Origin of the sequence: Pseudomonas sp. PDM31 (genome assembly GCF_019218965.1) — a bacterium.
GTDB lineage: Bacteria > Pseudomonadota > Gammaproteobacteria > Pseudomonadales > Pseudomonadaceae > Aquipseudomonas.
Genome location: NZ_JAHUWS010000008.1, coordinates 252,639 through 269,745 on the forward strand (window position 1 = coordinate 252,639; position 17,107 = coordinate 269,745).

General features: G+C 62.5%; 16 protein-coding genes. 3 read left to right on the top strand and 13 right to left on the bottom strand.

All coding sequences use genetic code 11. The features are described from left to right. Positions 1 to 2 precede the first annotated feature (2 nt). Genes KW839_RS17570 through KW839_RS17595 form a run of 6 tightly spaced genes read right to left on the bottom strand, consistent with a single transcriptional unit; the run spans position 3 to position 5,373 of the window. Positions 3 to 755, bottom strand: coding sequence for an enoyl-CoA hydratase family protein (locus KW839_RS17570; protein ID WP_060543479.1), 753 nt, complete (start codon positions 753 to 755; stop codon positions 3 to 5). Next, the gene (locus KW839_RS17575) at positions 752 to 1,864 is read right to left on the bottom strand and encodes a nitronate monooxygenase family protein (protein ID WP_218425041.1); all 1,113 of its coding nucleotides are present in this window, start codon (positions 1,862 to 1,864) and stop codon (positions 752 to 754) included. Before KW839_RS17575 ends, KW839_RS17570 begins: the two co-directional genes overlap by 4 nt. Further along, entirely contained in the window at positions 1,861 to 2,769 is a 909-nt protein-coding gene (locus KW839_RS17580; RefSeq protein WP_060543477.1) for an enoyl-CoA hydratase, read from the bottom strand. The genes KW839_RS17575 and KW839_RS17580 overlap by 4 nt, the downstream gene beginning before the upstream one ends. Before the next feature lie 15 nt (positions 2,770 to 2,784). After that, positions 2,785 to 3,582, bottom strand: coding sequence for a CoA-transferase subunit beta (locus KW839_RS17585; RefSeq protein WP_060543476.1), 798 nt, complete (start codon positions 3,580 to 3,582; stop codon positions 2,785 to 2,787). Positions 3,583 to 3,594: 12 nt separating this feature from the next. Then, positions 3,595 to 4,470: a CoA transferase subunit A gene (locus KW839_RS17590; protein WP_060543475.1), complete on the bottom strand. Its 876-nt coding sequence runs from the start codon at positions 4,468 to 4,470 to the stop codon at positions 3,595 to 3,597. Between the two features lie 12 nt (positions 4,471 to 4,482). Continuing rightward, positions 4,483 to 5,373, bottom strand: coding sequence for a VOC family protein (locus tag KW839_RS17595; RefSeq protein ID WP_060543474.1), 891 nt, complete (start codon positions 5,371 to 5,373; stop codon positions 4,483 to 4,485). A gap of 194 nt (positions 5,374 to 5,567) precedes the next feature. On the opposite strand from KW839_RS17595, the gene KW839_RS17600 reads away from it, so the two are divergent. Next, positions 5,568 to 6,740: an acyl-CoA dehydrogenase family protein gene (locus KW839_RS17600; RefSeq protein ID WP_218425042.1), complete on the top strand. Its 1,173-nt coding sequence runs from the start codon at positions 5,568 to 5,570 to the stop codon at positions 6,738 to 6,740. Then, complete coding sequence (locus KW839_RS17605) at positions 6,737 to 7,930, top strand: acyl-CoA dehydrogenase family protein (protein WP_218425043.1); 1,194 nt, start codon at positions 6,737 to 6,739, stop codon at positions 7,928 to 7,930. Before KW839_RS17600 ends, KW839_RS17605 begins: the two co-directional genes overlap by 4 nt. 106 nt (positions 7,931 to 8,036) lie before the next feature. Here the strand turns inward: KW839_RS17605 and KW839_RS17610 are convergent, their stop codons facing one another. From KW839_RS17610 to KW839_RS17620, 3 genes are read right to left on the bottom strand one after another with little or no spacing between them, the layout of a single operon-like run. Beyond that, complete coding sequence (locus KW839_RS17610) at positions 8,037 to 8,666, bottom strand: nuclear transport factor 2 family protein (protein ID WP_218425069.1); 630 nt, start codon at positions 8,664 to 8,666, stop codon at positions 8,037 to 8,039. A gap of 5 nt (positions 8,667 to 8,671) precedes the next feature. Continuing rightward, on the bottom strand, positions 8,672 to 9,445 hold the full coding sequence (locus tag KW839_RS17615) for an SDR family NAD(P)-dependent oxidoreductase (protein ID WP_060543471.1): 774 nt from the start codon (positions 9,443 to 9,445) through the stop codon (positions 8,672 to 8,674). 14 nt (positions 9,446 to 9,459) lie between these two features. After that, a complete protein-coding gene (locus KW839_RS17620; RefSeq protein WP_218425044.1) occupies positions 9,460 to 10,194 on the bottom strand; it encodes an SDR family NAD(P)-dependent oxidoreductase in 735 nt (244 codons plus the stop codon). Positions 10,195 to 10,454: 260 nt separating this feature from the next. On the opposite strand from KW839_RS17620, the gene KW839_RS17625 reads away from it, so the two are divergent. Further along, entirely contained in the window at positions 10,455 to 11,288 is an 834-nt protein-coding gene (locus KW839_RS17625) for an alpha/beta fold hydrolase (protein ID WP_060543469.1), read from the top strand. Between the two features lie 107 nt (positions 11,289 to 11,395). Here KW839_RS17625 and KW839_RS17630 read toward each other — a convergent pair whose 3' ends face one another. From KW839_RS17630 to KW839_RS17645, 4 genes are all read right to left on the bottom strand, one after another. After that, on the bottom strand, positions 11,396 to 12,625 hold the full coding sequence (locus tag KW839_RS17630; protein WP_060543468.1) for an NADH:flavin oxidoreductase: 1,230 nt from the start codon (positions 12,623 to 12,625) through the stop codon (positions 11,396 to 11,398). Between the two features lie 74 nt (positions 12,626 to 12,699). After that, entirely contained in the window at positions 12,700 to 14,346 is a 1,647-nt protein-coding gene (locus KW839_RS17635; RefSeq protein WP_060543467.1) for a DUF1302 domain-containing protein, read from the bottom strand. A 94-nt stretch (positions 14,347 to 14,440) separates the two neighbouring features. Continuing rightward, positions 14,441 to 16,057 carry a FadD3 family acyl-CoA ligase gene (locus KW839_RS17640; protein ID WP_218425045.1) on the bottom strand — a complete coding sequence of 539 codons (1,617 nt, stop codon included), beginning with the start codon at positions 16,055 to 16,057 and terminating at the stop codon, positions 14,441 to 14,443. Positions 16,058 to 16,073: 16 nt separating this feature from the next. Beyond that, positions 16,074 to 17,096 carry a ferredoxin--NADP reductase gene (locus KW839_RS17645; protein WP_060543465.1) on the bottom strand — a complete coding sequence of 341 codons (1,023 nt, stop codon included), beginning with the start codon at positions 17,094 to 17,096 and terminating at the stop codon, positions 16,074 to 16,076. Positions 17,097 to 17,107 lie beyond the last annotated feature (11 nt).

Here is a 17,107-nt window from a genome sequence, read left to right on the forward strand (position 1 = left end):
TCTCAGAACTTGGCGTCGCGTTTTTCGACGAAGGCCCGGCGCGTTTCCGCAGAGTCCGGGCTGCTGTAGGCCTGCATGGTGAAGCCCTGTTCCCAGCGGTATTTATCTTCCAGGTTGCCGTCTTCGATGCCGTTCAAGGCTTCCTTGGCGATGCGGATCATCGCCGGGCTCTTCTCGGCGATTTTCGCCGCGATGCCCAGGGCGGTTTCGCGCAACTGGTCCTTGCTGACGACGCGCTCGATAAAGCCGTATTGCAGCGCTTCTGGAGCGCCGATGCTGTCGCCGGTAAAGAACAGGTATCGGACTTTTTGCACCGGGAACAGGCGCTGCAGATGCGCACCTCCGCCCATGGCGCCGCGGTCGACTTCCGGCAAGGCGAAGGTCGCGCAGTCGGAGGCGAGGACGATGTCCGCCGCCCCGGTGATGCCGATGCCACCGCCCAGGACGAAGCCATGGACCGCGACAATCACAGGCACCGGGTTGCGGTGCACGGCCTTGAAAGTGGCGTAGTTACCGGCATTGACCTCGACTATCCGCTCGGGATATTGGTCCAGCTCCTTGATGTCCACCCCGGCGCAAAAGCCGCGGCCTTCGGCGCGGATGACGATCACCCGTACCTCGGGGTTGGCCCCGAGGGCTTCGATTTCCCGCGCCAGGGCGTGCCATTGCTGACTGTCGAGGGCATTGACCGGGGGCTTGGCAATCACCAGCTCGGCGATCCCCTGATTGAGTTGTGTGGTAAATGCCTGGTTCACAGGGGCTCTCCAATACTGGCGGGTTGGTTCGAGGTGTGTGTCTGGCTGCGCGCAAGGAGCGCGTCCAGGCACTGCTGGGCCTCGCTGGCGATGCCTTCGATGACTTCGCGGCAACTGAGCAACTCGCCGATAGCGGCTGCGACCTGGCCACTGGGCAGGATGCCCTCGTCCGGGGCGCCATCGACCATCGAGCGCTGCAACAGCACCGGCTGGTTAGCTGCCATCACCACTTGCGACAGCTGCGACGGGTCTTCACGCAACGCGCTGAGGAAGACTGCAGCCATGTGCCCCAGGCTCATGCCGGTCTGCTGTTTCCACTGCCACGCGCTACCCAGGGCAATACGCAGGCGACCGAAGGGGCCTGCCTGCTCCAGGTGATTGATGAAGCGGTTTTCGATCATGCGGTGGCGCATGCCATCCACCGCCGTGGTTACGCGAACCTGCTGCGGATCGTTGACTTTCAAGTAGCGTTCAAGGGTCGCGGCCGGGGTCGGCGATTCGCGGGTCATGAGAAACCGCGTGCCCATGGCGATGCCAGCGCCACCGGCGGCCAGCACCGAGGCCAGGCCACGGCCTGTGGCGAAACCACCAGCGGCGATCACCGGCACCTTGACCGCCGACAGTACCTGGGGCAGCAGGATGGAACTTGGCACGCCGCCGGTATGGCCGCCGCCCTCGCCGCCCTGGATAGTGATCAGGTCGGCACCCAGTTCCACCGCTTTGAGTGCATGCTTCAAGGCGCCGACGGTGGGAATGCACAGCACCTTGGCCGCCTTGAAGCGCGCGATGGTCTGCTTGTCCGGGCCGCGCCCGTAACTCACGGCGCGCAGGCGATACTTGATCGCCAGGTCGACGCACTGCGCGGCGTTGTCCTGGAACATATGGAAATTGAGCCCGAAGTTGCTGGTGCCGGTGGCGTCGATCACCTTGCGGATTTCGCCTTCCAGTTCATCAGCCGCGATGGTCGCCCCGGCCAGGAAACCGAAGCCCCCGGCCTGGGTCGTGGCGATCACCAGGTTGGCGTCGGCGACCCAGCCCATGGCGGTTTGCACTATCGGATAACGGCAACCAAGGGCCTCGGTCAGCGGAGTATCCAGCCAGCGGTTCATTGGCTGTTGTCCTCGGCCTGCTTGTTGGCCCGGGCCATGCCCTTGGCATCGAAGCCGCCCAGTTTGTCGCCGGACAACAGCTCGTTATGGGCATGGGCAAAGTGGTGCCAGGCGAACACTGCATCCATTGCGGTGCGCTTGCCTTGCAGGTCCTCGACGTGATTGATCGCCTGCTTGGTCAGGGCCAGGCCCATGCGCGGCTGGCGGGCAATGCCGGCAGCCAGGGCATAGGTGGCCGACTCCAGTTCTTCACGGGTCACCAGGCGGTTGACCATACCCACTTGCCAGGCCCGGTTGGCGCTCATTCGATCACCGGTGAAGAGGAATTCCTTGGCGATGCGCGGATTCATTTCATAGGGGTGGGCAAAGTACTCCACCCCTGGAATACCCATGCGCACCACCGGATCCTGAAAGAACGCGTCGTCGCTGGCGACGATCAGATCGCAGACCCAGGCCAACATCAGACCACCTGCGATACACGCGCCATGGACCATGGCAATGGTCGGCTTGGGCAGTTCACGCCAGCGCCGGCACATGCCCAGGTACACCTCCTGCTCGCGGGCATACAACTGCTCGCCACCGGGTTTGTTGGTGTGATCCCACCACAGGTGCGCGCGCTCGAACGGCTTGTCGATGTCGCGCCCGGGGGTACCGATATCATGTCCCGCCGAGAAGTGCTTGCCGTTGCCCCGCAGGACGATGACCTTGACGCTGTCGTCGTTCACCGCCTGGCGAAAGCAGGCATCCAGGGCGTAGGTCATCTGCGAGTTTTGCGCATTGTTGAAGGTCGGCCGGTTCAGCGTCAGCGTGGCGATACCCTCGGCCACGCTGTACAGCACCGGGGTGTCCGTCTCATAGACGGCGTTGTCCTGGCGGACGATGAATTCACTGTCGCTGCTGTGCATGCTCGCCTCCTTGTCTCAAACCGTACGGATACCGGGGGGGTTGCCCTTGATCGCCGTGGCGCGGTAATCGTGGGGGTCGAGTCGACGGATCAGGGCCAACTGCTCAGGGGTGGGATGCACGGTTTCTTGCAAATGCGCGAACTTGAGCAACGGGAAGCCGGTGTTTTCCTGGACCTGCTCGAAACTCACCCCTGGGTGCAAAGAGCGCACCTGCACCGCACGTTCCGGGCCATTGAAATCCATGACGCACAGGTCGCTGACCACGCAATGGATGTCCATCAAGTCGCGGCGCGCACCTTCGGGCCAACGCTCGGCCTTGAAGCCGACACCGCTGACCATGTCCACTTCACCGCTGACGAAAACCCGGGTGTTATGGCTGGGCACGAAGAATGAGTTGAGGTGATTGATGCTGTTGCCGGGCAAGCCACGCACGCCAAGGATCGCAGTCTTGGGCTTTTGATAATCGCCGACGCAGGATAGGTTGGTCTGGCCCCAACGGTCGATCTGGGTCGGGCCGATCATCGCGTGACGGCGCCCACCCCATACGCATTCGAAGACGCGCTCGAACGACATGTAGCCCGAGTAGCGCGGCACGTAGTCGCCACGCGGGCCCAGCGGGATCGGCTCTTCGACCAGGAATGCCTCGCTGTCGGTCATCAGCAGTTCCGGGCTGTGGGTCAGTTTGGCCAGGCTGGCACCCAGGCGCGGGATCACGCCCAGGCCCGAGGCAATCAGTTCACCATTGCCACGCCAGGCTTCGGAGGCGGCAACAATCATCAGTTCAGCGAGAGTGAAATCACAGGTTGCAGACATAGTCGCTACTCCTCAGAACAGGGGAAGGGGCAAGGCGCCCATGGATTCGGCACCGCCGTTCTGTGCCTGATAGGTCTGTTCGCCACCGGTGACGAAGGTCTGCACATAGTCTTGCCAGCCGTTTTCCGCCTGGCTGCTGGCGACATAGCTTTTCAGGTGCTTGAGGTCCCAGCCATAATCGGGGGCGCAAAGTGTCGGATGCGCACCGAACGGCGCATGCACCACTCCGCTCACCAGGTAACGCTCGAAGGTATTGAAGCGGGCTTGATCTGCGTTCAATTCCAGGCGCTCTTCGAGGCGCTCGCAGGAGACAAAGCACTGCTTGGCGGCACGGGCGAACAGGTGGTCGAAATACGGGTCCGGCCCGGTCAACAGGCAGTTGCCCAGGCGGTCGGCGACGTTGGCATGCACGAACGCCACGTCGAGATTCAGCGCCGGCATGGCCAGCAACACCTCGCCATCGGCGTAGGGCGACTGGATTGTCTTGAGCTCTGGATTCAGGCGCGTCACATCAGTGGCCAGGCCACAACGGGTCGGCAGGAACGGCAAGCGCATGCCGGCCGCGCGCAGGCCCCATTGGAACATGCCTTCGTCCAGCTCCATCAGCTCCAGCTCGCCGGCTTCGCGAGCCTTGCGGTAGTAAGGTTCCAGCGGAATGGCATCGAGAGTGGCGAAGCCGAACACCAGCTTTTTGACCTTACCGGCGGCGCACAACATGCCCACTTCCGGACCGCCGTACGCGACCACGGTCAAGTCCTTGACCGGTGAACGCAGGATCTCGCGCACGATGGCCATCGGCTTGCGCCGCGGGCCCCAACCACCGAAACCGATGGTCATGCCATCGCGCAATTGAGCGACCGCATCGGCCGCTGTCAGTTGTTTGTTCATTTTGATCACTCCTTACTGTTGGCCGACCGAAAAGTCGTGCCCCCAAATGCTCACGCGGGTGAATTCGAACGCTGAATGTTCAGCCCAGTCGACTTGCAACCCACCAAAGCCGTACTCGAGATCGAAACCGGACGGCGTCTTCATGTAGAAACTGGTCATGCGGTCATTGAGGTGCTGGCCGAGGGTGGCCGACAGGCGCACGTCATGGGCGCGCAGACGGTCATGGGCACGGCCGACTTCGGTCATCGAGTCGACCTCGACCATCACGTGCACACAACCTGAGGGCACCGGGTACTCGGCCAGGGCCAGGCTGTGGTGGCGCGCATTCTGGCAATGCAGGAAGTGAATGCGGATCGGCGGGGCCGACGGGTCGGGACGGAAGTTGAAAATGTCCGACAGCTTGAAGCCCAGCACATCCTTGGCGAACGCCAGGGTGGCGTCGAAATTCGGTGCCGGCAGCACCGCGTGGCCCAGGCCCATGTCGCCGGTAATGAAGCGCGGCACGCCTTGAGGCGAGATGAACGGCAGGCAGTCGGAGCGATGGCCCCAGCTCAGTTCATGGCAGTTGCCCGATGGATCGGTGACCTTGACCAGCGCCTGTACGCCACGCTGCTCGATCTCGTCGGCAGAGCCCGGCTGCCATTCGATGCCGGCAGCGCTCAAGTGCTCAAGTGCGGCCTGGAACGCCGGCTCGTTGGCCAGCTCCCAACCGCAAGCCAGAAAACGCGCCTCGCGGCCTTCGACGATCAGCATGCGAAAGGGACGCTCGTCCATTTTCACGTACAAACCACCACTTGGCGCTTGCTGTACCTGCATGCCCAGCACGTCTTCGGCATAACGCTGCCAATGGCTGAGGTTTTCGATCTGCGAGACGAAATAGCTCAAACCGCGAATGTCGATCATGCCTTGGTCCTCGTTGGCTGGATGGCTTACGTGGCAGGCATTGTGCTAAGCGCCATCTTGCGCTTCATCGTCCGTTGAGACTAAGCCCCTTCAGGAGAACGATGGTGCGTCCTTCCTAGTCCGTTTTAGTGATTCGAACACCACCACCACCGCCCCAGACTCGCGCATCCTTCCGCCTTGCAGAGACCGCCCCCATGGAGTTCGCTTTTACCGAAGAGCACCTGATGATTCGCGACAGCGCCGAGCGTTTTCTCGCTCAGGCCAGCGACTCGCATGCCGTGCGCGCCGCTATGAACCGCCCGGATGCGCATGACCCCGAGGTTTGGCGGCGGATCGGCCAGGAGCTGTATTGGCCCGCGTTGATGGTGCCCGAGCGCTTTGGCGGCATGGGCCTGGGTTTTGTCGAACTTGCGATCCTGCTGGAGCAAAGCGGTCGCTACCTGCTGGGCTCGCCACTATTCGCCACGGCGTGCCTCGCCACGCCGGCCCTCTTGCTGGGGCACAACGAGAGCGTGCAAGAGCATTGGCTGGGGGCGATTGCCGCCGGCGAAACCCGCGCCACCCTAGCCTTTGCCAGCGTTCCAGGACTCGAGGCATGCAGTGTTCAAGCCGTGGCCGAGCCGTGCCCGGGAGGTTGGACCCTAGAGGGTCAGTACACACAAGTCATCGATGGTGCCTCGGCCGACCTGCTGATCGTCGCCGCCCGTGCCCCTGGTTCACAGGGCGAACATGGCATCAGCCTGTTCGTCTTGCCTGGCGATTCGCCGGGTGTGATCCGCACGCCCCTGGCTACTCTTGACCAGACCCGTCGCCTGGCACGCATTGAACTGCATCGGGTGTCGGTCGGCGAGGCACAGTTGCTTTGCGGCCCCGAGCAAGGCTGGGCGGTGCTGCGCGACACCCTGCTGATCGCCGCCATCGGGCTTGCTGCCGAGCAAACGGGCGGCGCGCAACAGGCCTTGGACCTGACCCTGGCGTACATTGCCGAACGCCGACAATTCAAACGCACTATTGCCAGTTTTCAGGCGATCAAACACCGTTGTGCCGACATGATGCTGCAAGTCGAGTGCGCCCGGTCGGCGGCTTACTACGCCGCCTGCGTGGCTCAGGAACGCCTCGACCCGAATGGCGATGCCGCTGTGACCTGCGAACTTGAGCAAGCCGCCGCGACCGCGAAAATCCATGCCAGCGAAGCGTTTTTCCATTGCGCGGCCGAGTCGATCCAGCTGCATGGCGGCGTCGGTTTTACCTGGGAATACGACCCACACCTGTACTTCAAACGAGCCCGCGCTGGTGAGCATCTGTTGGGTAGCCCGGCGCTGCACCGCGAGCGTCTGGCCGCGCACCTTTTGGGAGAGAAAGCATGAAAATCGGTTTCGGTGGTGCAGATGAAGTGTTTCGCGAGGAGGTCGCCCAGTGGCTGGCCGAACACCTGAGCGGCGAGTTTGCGCCGTTGCGCTTTCGCGGCGGCCCGGGGGATGAGCACAGTTTCCCTGAAGAGCGTAAAGCCTGGGAACGCCGGCTTGCCGGCGGTGGCTGGATCGGCGTTGGCTGGCCGAAGGAACACGGCGGACGCGGACTGTCGATCAGCCAGCAGGTAATCTTCCACGAGGAATATGCCCGCGCCGGTGGCCCCGGGCGCATGGGCCATATCGGCGAAGGCCTGGTCGGCCCGACACTCGCTGCCTTCGGCACTGCGGCCCAACAGCAACGCATGTTGCCCGGCATCCTCGACGGCAGCCAGTTCTGGTGCCAGGGCTACTCGGAGCCGGGTGCAGGCTCGGACCTGGCCAACGTGCAGACCCGGGCGAAGCTGGATACCACGGGCGAGCACTGGTTGATCAGCGGGCAAAAGGTCTGGACCTCCCTGGCCCACGAGGCCGACTGGTGTTTCGTGCTGGCGCGCACCGAACCTGGCAGCCAGGGCCATCATGGTTTGTCGTTCCTGCTGGTGCCGATGGCCCAGGACAGCATCCGCGTGCAACCGATCCAGCAATTGACCGGTACCAGTGAATTCAACGAGGTGTTCTTCGACCAAACTGTTACCCATGCCGACAACCTGATCGGTCAACCGGGCGATGGCTGGAAGATTGCCATGGCCCTGTTGGGGTTCGAGCGCGGCGTATCGACGCTGGGCCAGCAGATGCAGTTCCACAACGAACTCGACGAAATCATCCGCATCGCCCGCGCCAACGGCACTGCCCGCGACCCGCTATTGCGCCAGCGCATCGCCCAGGCCTGGGCCGGTCTCAAGGTGTTGCGCTACAACTCACTGCGCATGCTTTCAGGTCCGCAAGACGGCAGCCTGAGTCGTGAAGCGATGATCTACAAACTGGCCTGGTCCACCTGGCACAGCGATCTGGGCAAACTGGCTATGGATGTGCTGGGCGATGCCGGGGAAATCCTCGACGCCGCGCCCTACCAGCTCAGCCGCCTGCAGTCGCTGTTTCTGTTCACCCGCTCCGATACCATTTACGGCGGCAGCAATGAAATCCAGCGCAACGTGATTGCCGAACGGGCGCTGGGCATGCCGCGCGAAGCACGGGTAAACGCATGATCTGAACAGTTCTACAAACCTGAGGGAGCGAGGCGGCTCGCTCTCAAGGGGGTATGCCGTCACGCAAGAAAAAAAGGGCGGCACCTGCACGGGCCGCCCTGATTGTTCAGCGCACCCGTATTTTCGGGTCGTGCGCCCCACGGCGCAGGGTGTTGAGGAAGCCTTCCAGTGGTGCCGGTTCGGCGATCTGCGGCAAAGCGTCCTTGTCCGGACGTTGCGCCCAGAACGCATCCCACGACGGAAACAACTCATGGAAGGTGCCGGCGTACGGCTCACGCCCTGGCCAACGCATTTTCAGGCCGCCAATCGGTGGCTTGTTCAGGTCGGTCGCGTACCAGTAGCACGGCAAGCGGCGACGGAAGCACCAGCGCCCGTCGATCCGCTCGTAGTCGTCCCAGTACAGCATCTGCATGATCACCCATTCGGGACCGGTTTCATGCTCGTTCTTGGAATAGACCACACCTGTGGCGTGATCGGCATCGCTGAACTCGATGATGTGCTGCCCCAGGTGATGGGAAGTGCCGTGGAACTGCTTGCGCATGGTTTCGTCCAGCCACATCTTGAGGTGCGCACGACCGCTCTTGTCGCGGCCCACGCGCACGTCCGGGGCAAAGCAGTTGGCCATTGCATCCATGTCACGCATGTCCAGAGCCAGGGCGTACTTGCCTGCCAGTTGGCGGATAGCGTCCAACGACTCCAGGCGGTCTATGCGCTCAAGCAGCGCGGCGGATTCCAGGCCCATCAGTCGAGCACCGTGTACAGGTCCGAACCGCGTCCGCCGTCCACGGCCAGGCTGGCACCGGTGACATACGAAGCCTCGTCGCTGGCCAGGAACAGGATGGCGTTGGCCAACTCCACCGGCAGGCCGACCCGTTTCATCGGGATCACTTTTTCGGTGTTGCCGCGAGTCTTGGCGTCGCCCAGCATGCCGGCTGTGGCCGGGGTGTCGACCACGCCCGGGATGATCACGTTGCAACGAATATTATTGGGCGCACCTTCACTGGCCGCCGCCCGGCTGAAATTGATCACCGCGGCCTTGGCCGCCGAGTAACCAGCCATCCACGCGGTTCCGAACAGGCCACAGATCGAAGCGATGTTGACGATCGAACCGCCCCCCTGCTCCTTCATCAACTGCATCGCCGTGCGGGTGCCCCAGAAGGTGCCGTCGACGGTGGTGGTGAAGTTGGCGTGCCAGTCGGCGGTGGTCATGGTGTCGATGCCACCCCAAGTGTAGGCCATCGCGTTGTTGACCAGAATATCCAGGCGACCGTGGCGCTGAGCCGTGGCTTGCAACGCACCGACGTAGGCATGCTCATCGCTGACATCGGCCACGGCGATCTCGGCCTGGCCACCTTGGGCACGGATTTTTTCCAGCACGCCTTGCAGCGGCTCGATGCGGCGCCCGCACAGCACCACCGTCGCACCCTCTTCGGCGAATCGCAGTGCAGTGGCTTCGCCGATGCCGGAACCGGCGCCGGTAACGAAGGCGATTTTTCCTTGTAAACGCTTGCTCATGGGTGACTCCCTGATCAGATAAAGGCCATGCCGCCGTTGACGGCGATGTTCTGCCCGGTCATGAAACTGGCGTCTTCGCTGGCCAGGAACACCGCGACTTTGGCGATCTCGTCGGTCTCGCACATGCGCCCCAGGGGCACGTTTTTCAGCAGAGCCTGCATGTATTCATCAGGGATGCCGGCCATCATCGGCGTGTTGGTCGGCCCTGGCACCAAGGTGTTGACGCGGATGCCGCTGGCCGCCAGTTCACGGGCGATCGAACGGGTCAGGCCCATCACTCCGGCTTTCGAGGCGCAGTAGTGGCTTGGACCGTCACCGGTCAGCGCGGCGGTGCTGGAGAGGTTGATGATCGCGCCCTTGCGACCACCCTTGACCATCAGTTTTGCGCCCTCACGGCAGCACAGGAACGTGCCGCTCAGGTTGACGCCGATCACTCGCGCCCAGCTCTCGTCCGGGGTTTCGAGGAAGCTGTCCAGCCCGCCCACGCCAGCGTTGTTGACCAGGATGTCGAGGCCGCCGAAGTGTTGCTCGGCCTGGCCCATGGCATCGGCCACGGAGGCGCTGTCACCGACGTTGCAGGACAGGGCCAGGACCTTGTCACCGAGGTCTGCCAGGCTTTCGGCCAGGGACGTCTGATTCAGGTCGACAGCCACCACGCTGGCGCCTTCGGCGACAAAGCCACGCACGATGGCCTGACCCATGCCCTGCCCGGCGCCTGTCACAAAAGCCACTTTGTTGAGTAACTTCATAGCAATCTCCTAGTGTGCAAATACGCTGCGGCCCGCTGCCCTTGCAGTGGCGCCGTCCCCTGCATGATTAGCGGCAAGCACCCGGGGCCACATCGTCCGATGGGACTATCGCCGCGTGGTCTGAACGGACGATGTGGATAACCCGATCAGCGCCCAGCATTCGCAAGGCGCGCACCACGCCAGGCGCTGTATTCCCCTTCATTGCGTTGCAGCGGCTGGCGCGGCTGTGCTTCATGAATCGACCATCAATGGAGAACTCCATGAACCAACCCGTAGATCTGCCCCTGCCCGTAGGCCAATACGCCAGCCTGCCCAACGGCCTGCACCTGCACTATCTGGATGAGGGCGCAGGCCCCGTGGTGCTGTGGCTGCACGGCAGTGGGCCCGGCGCCAGTGGTTTCAGCAACTTCAAGGGCAACTATCCGCAACTGGTCGCCGCGGGCTATCGCAACATCGTGCTCGACCTTCCGGGTTTCGGTCGCTCGGACAAACCCGAGGATGTGCAGTACAACCTGGATTTCTTCGTCGACTGCGTGGCAGCGTTCCTCGAGGCTATCGGTGTGCGGCGATGCACGCTGCTGGGTAACTCACTGGGCGGCGCGATTGCCCTGGGTCTGGCCTTGCGCTTGCCGCAACTGCCGCAGAGCCTGATCCTGCTGGCACCGGGCGGTGTCGAGGAGCGGGAAACCTACTTCAAGATGGAAGGCATCGTGCGCATGATCTCTCTGTTCAGCGCAGGCCCCATTGGCATGGAGCAGATGCGCAGCATGATGAGCCTGCAGTTGTTCGATGCTTCGATCCTGCCTGAAAGCCTGCTGCAAGAGCGCGTGGCGGTGGCAGTGACCCAACCGAAGAATCTGTTCAGCACGATGATGGTGCAGAACATGGAATCACGCCTGGGTGAGATCGAGTGCCCGATCCTCGGTTTCTGGGGAAACAACGATCACTTCAACCCGATCAGCGGCGCCCAGCGCATCATCGACGGAGCGCCGAATGCCCGCTTTATCGTCCTCAACCGCTGCGGCCATTGGGTCCAGGTGGAACACCGAGAACTGTTCAACCGCAGTTGCATCGAGTTCCTGCAGCACGGTTGATCCGGGCGAAGCGGTGAGCGAGGCTTGCCAGCGATGACGGCGTCAGCTTCACCACCGCATCGCCAGCAAGCCGGCTCCTACAGGCGAACCAAGTGCAGGTGTATCTGTCACTCCGCCGCCTTCTGGCTGTTCAACACGGCATCACCGGGCTGGCCCAGTACGCAGGAGGTGCCGCCGGGGGTGTACATCATGGCCACACAGCGGTTGCAGGCGGTGCAGATAGAGTCTCGACTGGCGCCGCTGGCGAGTTTGTTGACGTAGTCATTTTCAGCCAGCAACACCCGCCCCATGGCAACCAGGTCAAAGCCCTCGGCCATGATCTTTTCGATACTCGCCAGGCTCTTGGCACCGCCCAGGTAAGCCAGCGGCATTTTTACCGCCTCCCGCACCTTGCGCGCATGTTCGAGCAGATACAGTTCACGGAACTCCACGGTCGGCTCTTTGCGACGCTGGATAGCCATCGCCAGGGCGATGATCTTGTTCTTCTGCTGCACGCGGTTTTCCTTTGGGAACGAAGAACCAAACATAGTGGTGATCGATTCGGCGTTCATCCCGGCGCTGAGTACCAGCAGATGCGCGCCCTCTTCTTCCAGCATGCGGGCGATCTGCGCTCCGTCTTCGGCGCTGTTACCGGCGCGCACGCCTTCGGTAATGCTGTACTTGCAGATCACCGCCATTTCCGTGCCGACCGCTTCCAGCACGGCGCGCAGTACCCGGCGCGGAAACCGCAGGCGATTTTCCAGGCTGCCGCCGTACTGGTCGCGGCGCTTGTTGTACATCGGCGAAATGAACTGGCTCAGCAAGTAGCCGTGGCCCATGTGGATTTCCACCGCATCGAAGCCAGCCTGACGTGCCAAACGCGCGCCTTGGGCGAAATCGCGCACCACTTGTTGCATGTCGGCTTCGTTCATCGCCTGCTTGAGGAACATCCCGCTCATCAGGCCAATCTTGTTAAAGCCACCGCTGGCCGAAAGCGGACGCTTGGTCGAGCGCTCGCGAATAAAGGTAAAGCAACCGCCGTGGGTGATCTGCGCGCTGGCCAGTCCACCGCACTGGTGCACGGCGTCGGTCAGCGCCTTGAAGTGCGGCACGCTGGATGGGGCGAGGATTAATTGATTGGGCAGGGTGCGACCATCGCTACTCACAGCGCAATAAGCCACGGTGGTTAGAGCAGTGCCGCCCGCGACCAGGGCCGAATGCAGCTTGACCAGTTGCTTGGAAGGTACCCCCCCTGCACTCATGCCTTCGTTGGTCGCGGCCTTTATAAAGCGGTTTTTCAGGGTCAGTGGGCCAATCGCAATAGCGCTGAACGCTGACGGGGTTGGACGAGGATTCATGACAGGCCTCTCTTTATTCTTATCAGGCTGAAAATTAAGGGCTGCGTCGCCACATCGCGACGCAGCCTTGATCATCAAAAGGTGTACTTGGCGTTGAGTGACAGGTAATCGCGGTCGGCCAGCAAGCGACCCTGGGCAACGTCTGGCGAGCTCAGGTAGGCGATATAGGTCATGCCGACCTGGAAGTTGCCCAGGTATTTGAAGTCGCCACCCACGGTCAGGCGTTTCTCGTCACGACCCAGGCCCTGGTAGGCGCTGCCGTCGATGTTCTGCGTCCAGACCAGCTTGGTGCTCAAGTCCAGGCCGTTGGCGATGGATGGGTAGTCCATGTAGACGCCAACACCAAGCAGGCTTGAGCCTCGGGTCTGGGTTTTCGACTCGAACTTGTCGAACGTGCCGTCCACGCCGACTCCGCCGCCGGTGATGGTCAGGCTGTCGACTCCGTCGATGTGTTGATGCACCACTTCGCCCATGAAAGTGGTCTGCTGGGCGAGCAGGCTTGGCCCCAGGATGTACATGGCGTTGAGGTTGCCTTGCCAGATCTGCCCGGTGGTCGGCGCTCCATTGTTCAGGTACACCGAGGCACCGTCGCGATAGCTCAGGTCACCGGCGTACTGCACCGAGTCGCCAACCTTGGAGCTGAAGCTGATCCCGGTCAGCTCGACGTCTTCGAAGTAGCCCAGGCGATAGGACGGCGCGGTGCCGTCATGACCGATGCCCTTGAGCGACGAGTATTGGGTGGTACCGGTGAAGTCGAAGAACAACGAACCGACGCGTTCGTTATAGCGATAATGGAACAGCCCCACTTCCGTGTTCTCGGTGACCCGGTAGCGCACACCCAGCCCCCATTGCCCACTGTCGCTGGCGTCTTTTTCACCGGCATAACCGACCGCCAGGCCGTTGGGCAGACTGCCGATCTGCCCGACGCCCAGACGAAAGAACTCGGCACCGGGACCGAAGGTGTCGCTTCCGAAGTAGTCACCCACGGGGTTGAGATCGGTCTTTTCCCACTCGTACTGGTAGTAGCCGACCAGCGCAAGATCCTCATTGAGAGACCACGACCCGGACACCTGCCCCACCGGCAGATACGAGTCCTTGGCCTCCGTACCCGGCACGTTGAATTTGGTGGCATCCACCGGGGCCTGCCCCTGGCTGATGTTGGCCCAGAACAGGCTCTCGCCCCAGGCCACCAGATGCCGGCCGGCCTTGAGCGACAGGTACTGGGTCTCGCCGACATCGAAATTGCCATACACATACGCATCGAGCAGTCGCGCCATGCTGCCGCTAAGGCGTCGGGTTTCGTCGCTGAAGCCGTCGTTGTGGCCGGTCTTGTTCACCGTCTGCGGCGAGTCATTGGCGTTTTTCTGGTTGTAAACGTCGTCGTAGAACTGACTGCCGCGCAACACCGCACCGAGGTTGTCGTGCCTGAGTTGCAACTCGCCAAACAGGCTCAGGCGGTTGTTGATCAACGAGCCGCGCTTGAAGTTGCGGGTGCCGTCGTCGTTGTTCGGGTCGTTGAGGTATTGACTGGCCTGTTTGGCGGTACGCATGGACGCGGTGTAATTGACCGTCAGCGACGAATCCAGGGTGGTGTCTTCCCCCAGTTCGATGCTCGGCGCAGCACTGGCCGCGGCACTGATGAAGGTGATGACCGTTGCCAACAGGCAGCGACCCTCAAACAGACTCCCCGGGCGGTGCGCAATCAGATTTCGGGTAAACATGCTCCTCTCCTTTTTTGTTGTTTTTACTTGTGCCGCCTCAGCATGAAAAAAACCGCCGTGGCGCACATCGTCCGTTTGGTGAGATGAGCGCAGCTCATGTCGGAGCGCCGCTGGTGACCATCGCGCGCAGTTCGTTCTTCGCTACCTTGCTCGACGGGTTGAGTGGCAAAGCACGAAAAAAACGAACCTGGCGCGGCACCTTGTAATTGGCCATCTGCTCTCGGCTCCAGGCGATCAGTTGCGCCTGGTCAAGCTCGTTACCTTCATGCAGTACCACGCAGGCACAGCCGACCTCGCCCATGCGTTCATCAGCGATGCCGATCACCGCCACCTGAGCAATCGCCGGGTGTCTGATCAGCGCCGCTTCAATTTCCGCCGGGTAGCAGTTGAAACCACCGACAATGAACATGTCCTTCAGGCGGTCGGTAATGATCAGGTTGCCTTCCTGATCCAGCCGCCCGACATCACCTGTGTGCAGCCAGCCGTCAGCGTCGATGGCTTCGCGGGTCGCTTCGGGGTTCTGGAAATAGCCCTGCATGATGTGGAAACCGCGCAGGCAGATCTCGCCGGTCTGCCCTGCGCCCAGCGCCTGGTTGTGCGGGTCGCGTATGCTCACTTCGGTGCCGGCGATCGGCCGCCCGCTGGTACCGGCAATCACTTGCGCCGAGTCTTGTGGATCGCAGATCGTCGCCAGCCCACCGCACTCGGTCAGGCCGTAGGCAGTGGTCACCACGGCAAATCCCAACTCACTACGCATGCGCTCGATCAGGCTCGGCGGAATGCTCGCCGAACCGGTTACCGCGATGCGCAGACTCGACAGGTCAGTTTGCTTGAGCAGCGGATGGGCCAGCAGAGAGAGGTAAAGGGTCGGCGCACCGGGCAGGACGCTGATGCGCTCGCGGGCGATGCGCTGGAATACCTGTTCGGCATCGAACACCGCATGGGGCAGGATAGTCGCCCCGCCGATCAGGCAAGTCAGCCAGCCGGCTTTGTAGCCAAAGGCATGGAAGAACGGGTTGACGATCAAGTAACGGTCTTGCGGCATCAGGCCAATGACCTTGACGTATTCGCTGAAGGCCCGCAGGTTCTGGCCATGCCCGCTCATGACGCCCTTTGGTTTGCCGGTAGTACCGGAGGTGAACAAAAGGTCGCACATGGCTTCGGGGCCGATCGCCATTGCCCGCCGCCTGGCACTGTCGGCATCGATGGTCGCAGCGCCGAGCAGAAATTGGGCAAGGGGCAGGTCCGACGACATTCCGGGCGTTTTGCCATCAAGTATCACCAGGTGTTCAAGGCTAGCCGGCCGATGGGGCGCGAGCAGCGCCGGGTAGTCGACTTCGAGAAAACGCTGCTGGACAAACAACAGCCGACAGCCGCTGCGTTCCAGCACATCGGCGGCCTCAAGGCCCTTCATGCGCGTGTTGATCGGCACCAGCACCGCGCCGGCACACTGAATGCCCAGCGCGGCGAGAATCCATTCGGCACTGTTCGGCGCCCAGATGCCTACCCGGTCACCGGCCTGGATTCCCAAGGCCATCAGGCCTCGGGCAAAGCCCATGACGCGCTCGGGCAACTGCGCGTAGTCGATGCGCTGGCCGTTGTCCTCGATGGCCGTGCGCCCGGCAAAACGTTCGGCACTGCTGAAGACCAACTGGGCCAGGGTGGCGGGGGTCGCGCTCAGGGGCGCGGCAAAGTTCAGGCTCTGATTCATTGTGGGCTCGGGCTCATCAATCGGGAAAGCGGATACGCAGTTGCGCGCTCGTGGGCACGGCCTGACAGGCCAGGATCCAGCCTTCAGCCAAGTCCCCCGCATCCAGTGCATCGTTGTGCAGCAACTCGACCTCACCGCTTTCCAGGGTGCACATGCACGAGGCGCAGCCACCGACACGGCAGGCGCTGGGTGGGGTCAGGCCAGCACGCTCCATGGCAGCCAGTACGGTCTCGCCGCTGTCGCAGGCCAGTTGGTGGTCCTCGCCATCCAGCCGCACCGCCAACTGCGCGGCCACGGCCGCCTCGCTGCTGGTCGCAGGAGGCAGTTCGCCTTCACCGGGCAAGGAGACGAAGCGCTCGACGTGGACTCGGCGATCCGGCATGCCCAGCCCCTTGAGCGCACTGACGGCCGCGTCCATGAACGGGCCCGGACCACATATGAACGCCTGGGCATCGATAAAAGGCCGCGCAAGCTCCGCCAGTTGCCCGACGCTGGGGATGCCCTGCACCGAGTCGAGCCAATGCACGATTTGCAGGCGTTGCGGATGAGCGCTGGCCAAGGTCTTGAGTTCATCCTTGAAAATCACCGAGGACTCATCCCGGTTGGCATAGATCAGAAGGACCCGGCCAGTTCCGGCAAGCAATGCCGAACGCAGTATCGACAGCACCGGGGTCACGCCACTGCCACCGCCGAACAGCAGCAAGTCACCCTCGAGGCTGCGCGGCACAAACACCCCGGCCGGTGGCAACACCTCAAGGCTCTGGCCGGCCTGCAACTCGTCGCACAGCCAGTTCGAGGCGCGCCCTTCATGCACACGCTTGACCGTGACCCGCAACGGTTCGTCCAGTAACGGCGTGCTGGACAGTGAATAACAACGGGGCAGCCACCCATCCTCGAAGGGCACGCGCAAGGTCAGGAACTGGCCGGGTTGATAGTGGAAGCGTTCGCCCAGATGCTCCGGCACGTCGAAGACCAGGGACCGCGCATCGGCGGTTTCCTCGATCACTCGCGCCACGCGCAGGGCCAGATAATTATTCATAGGTCAGGTAC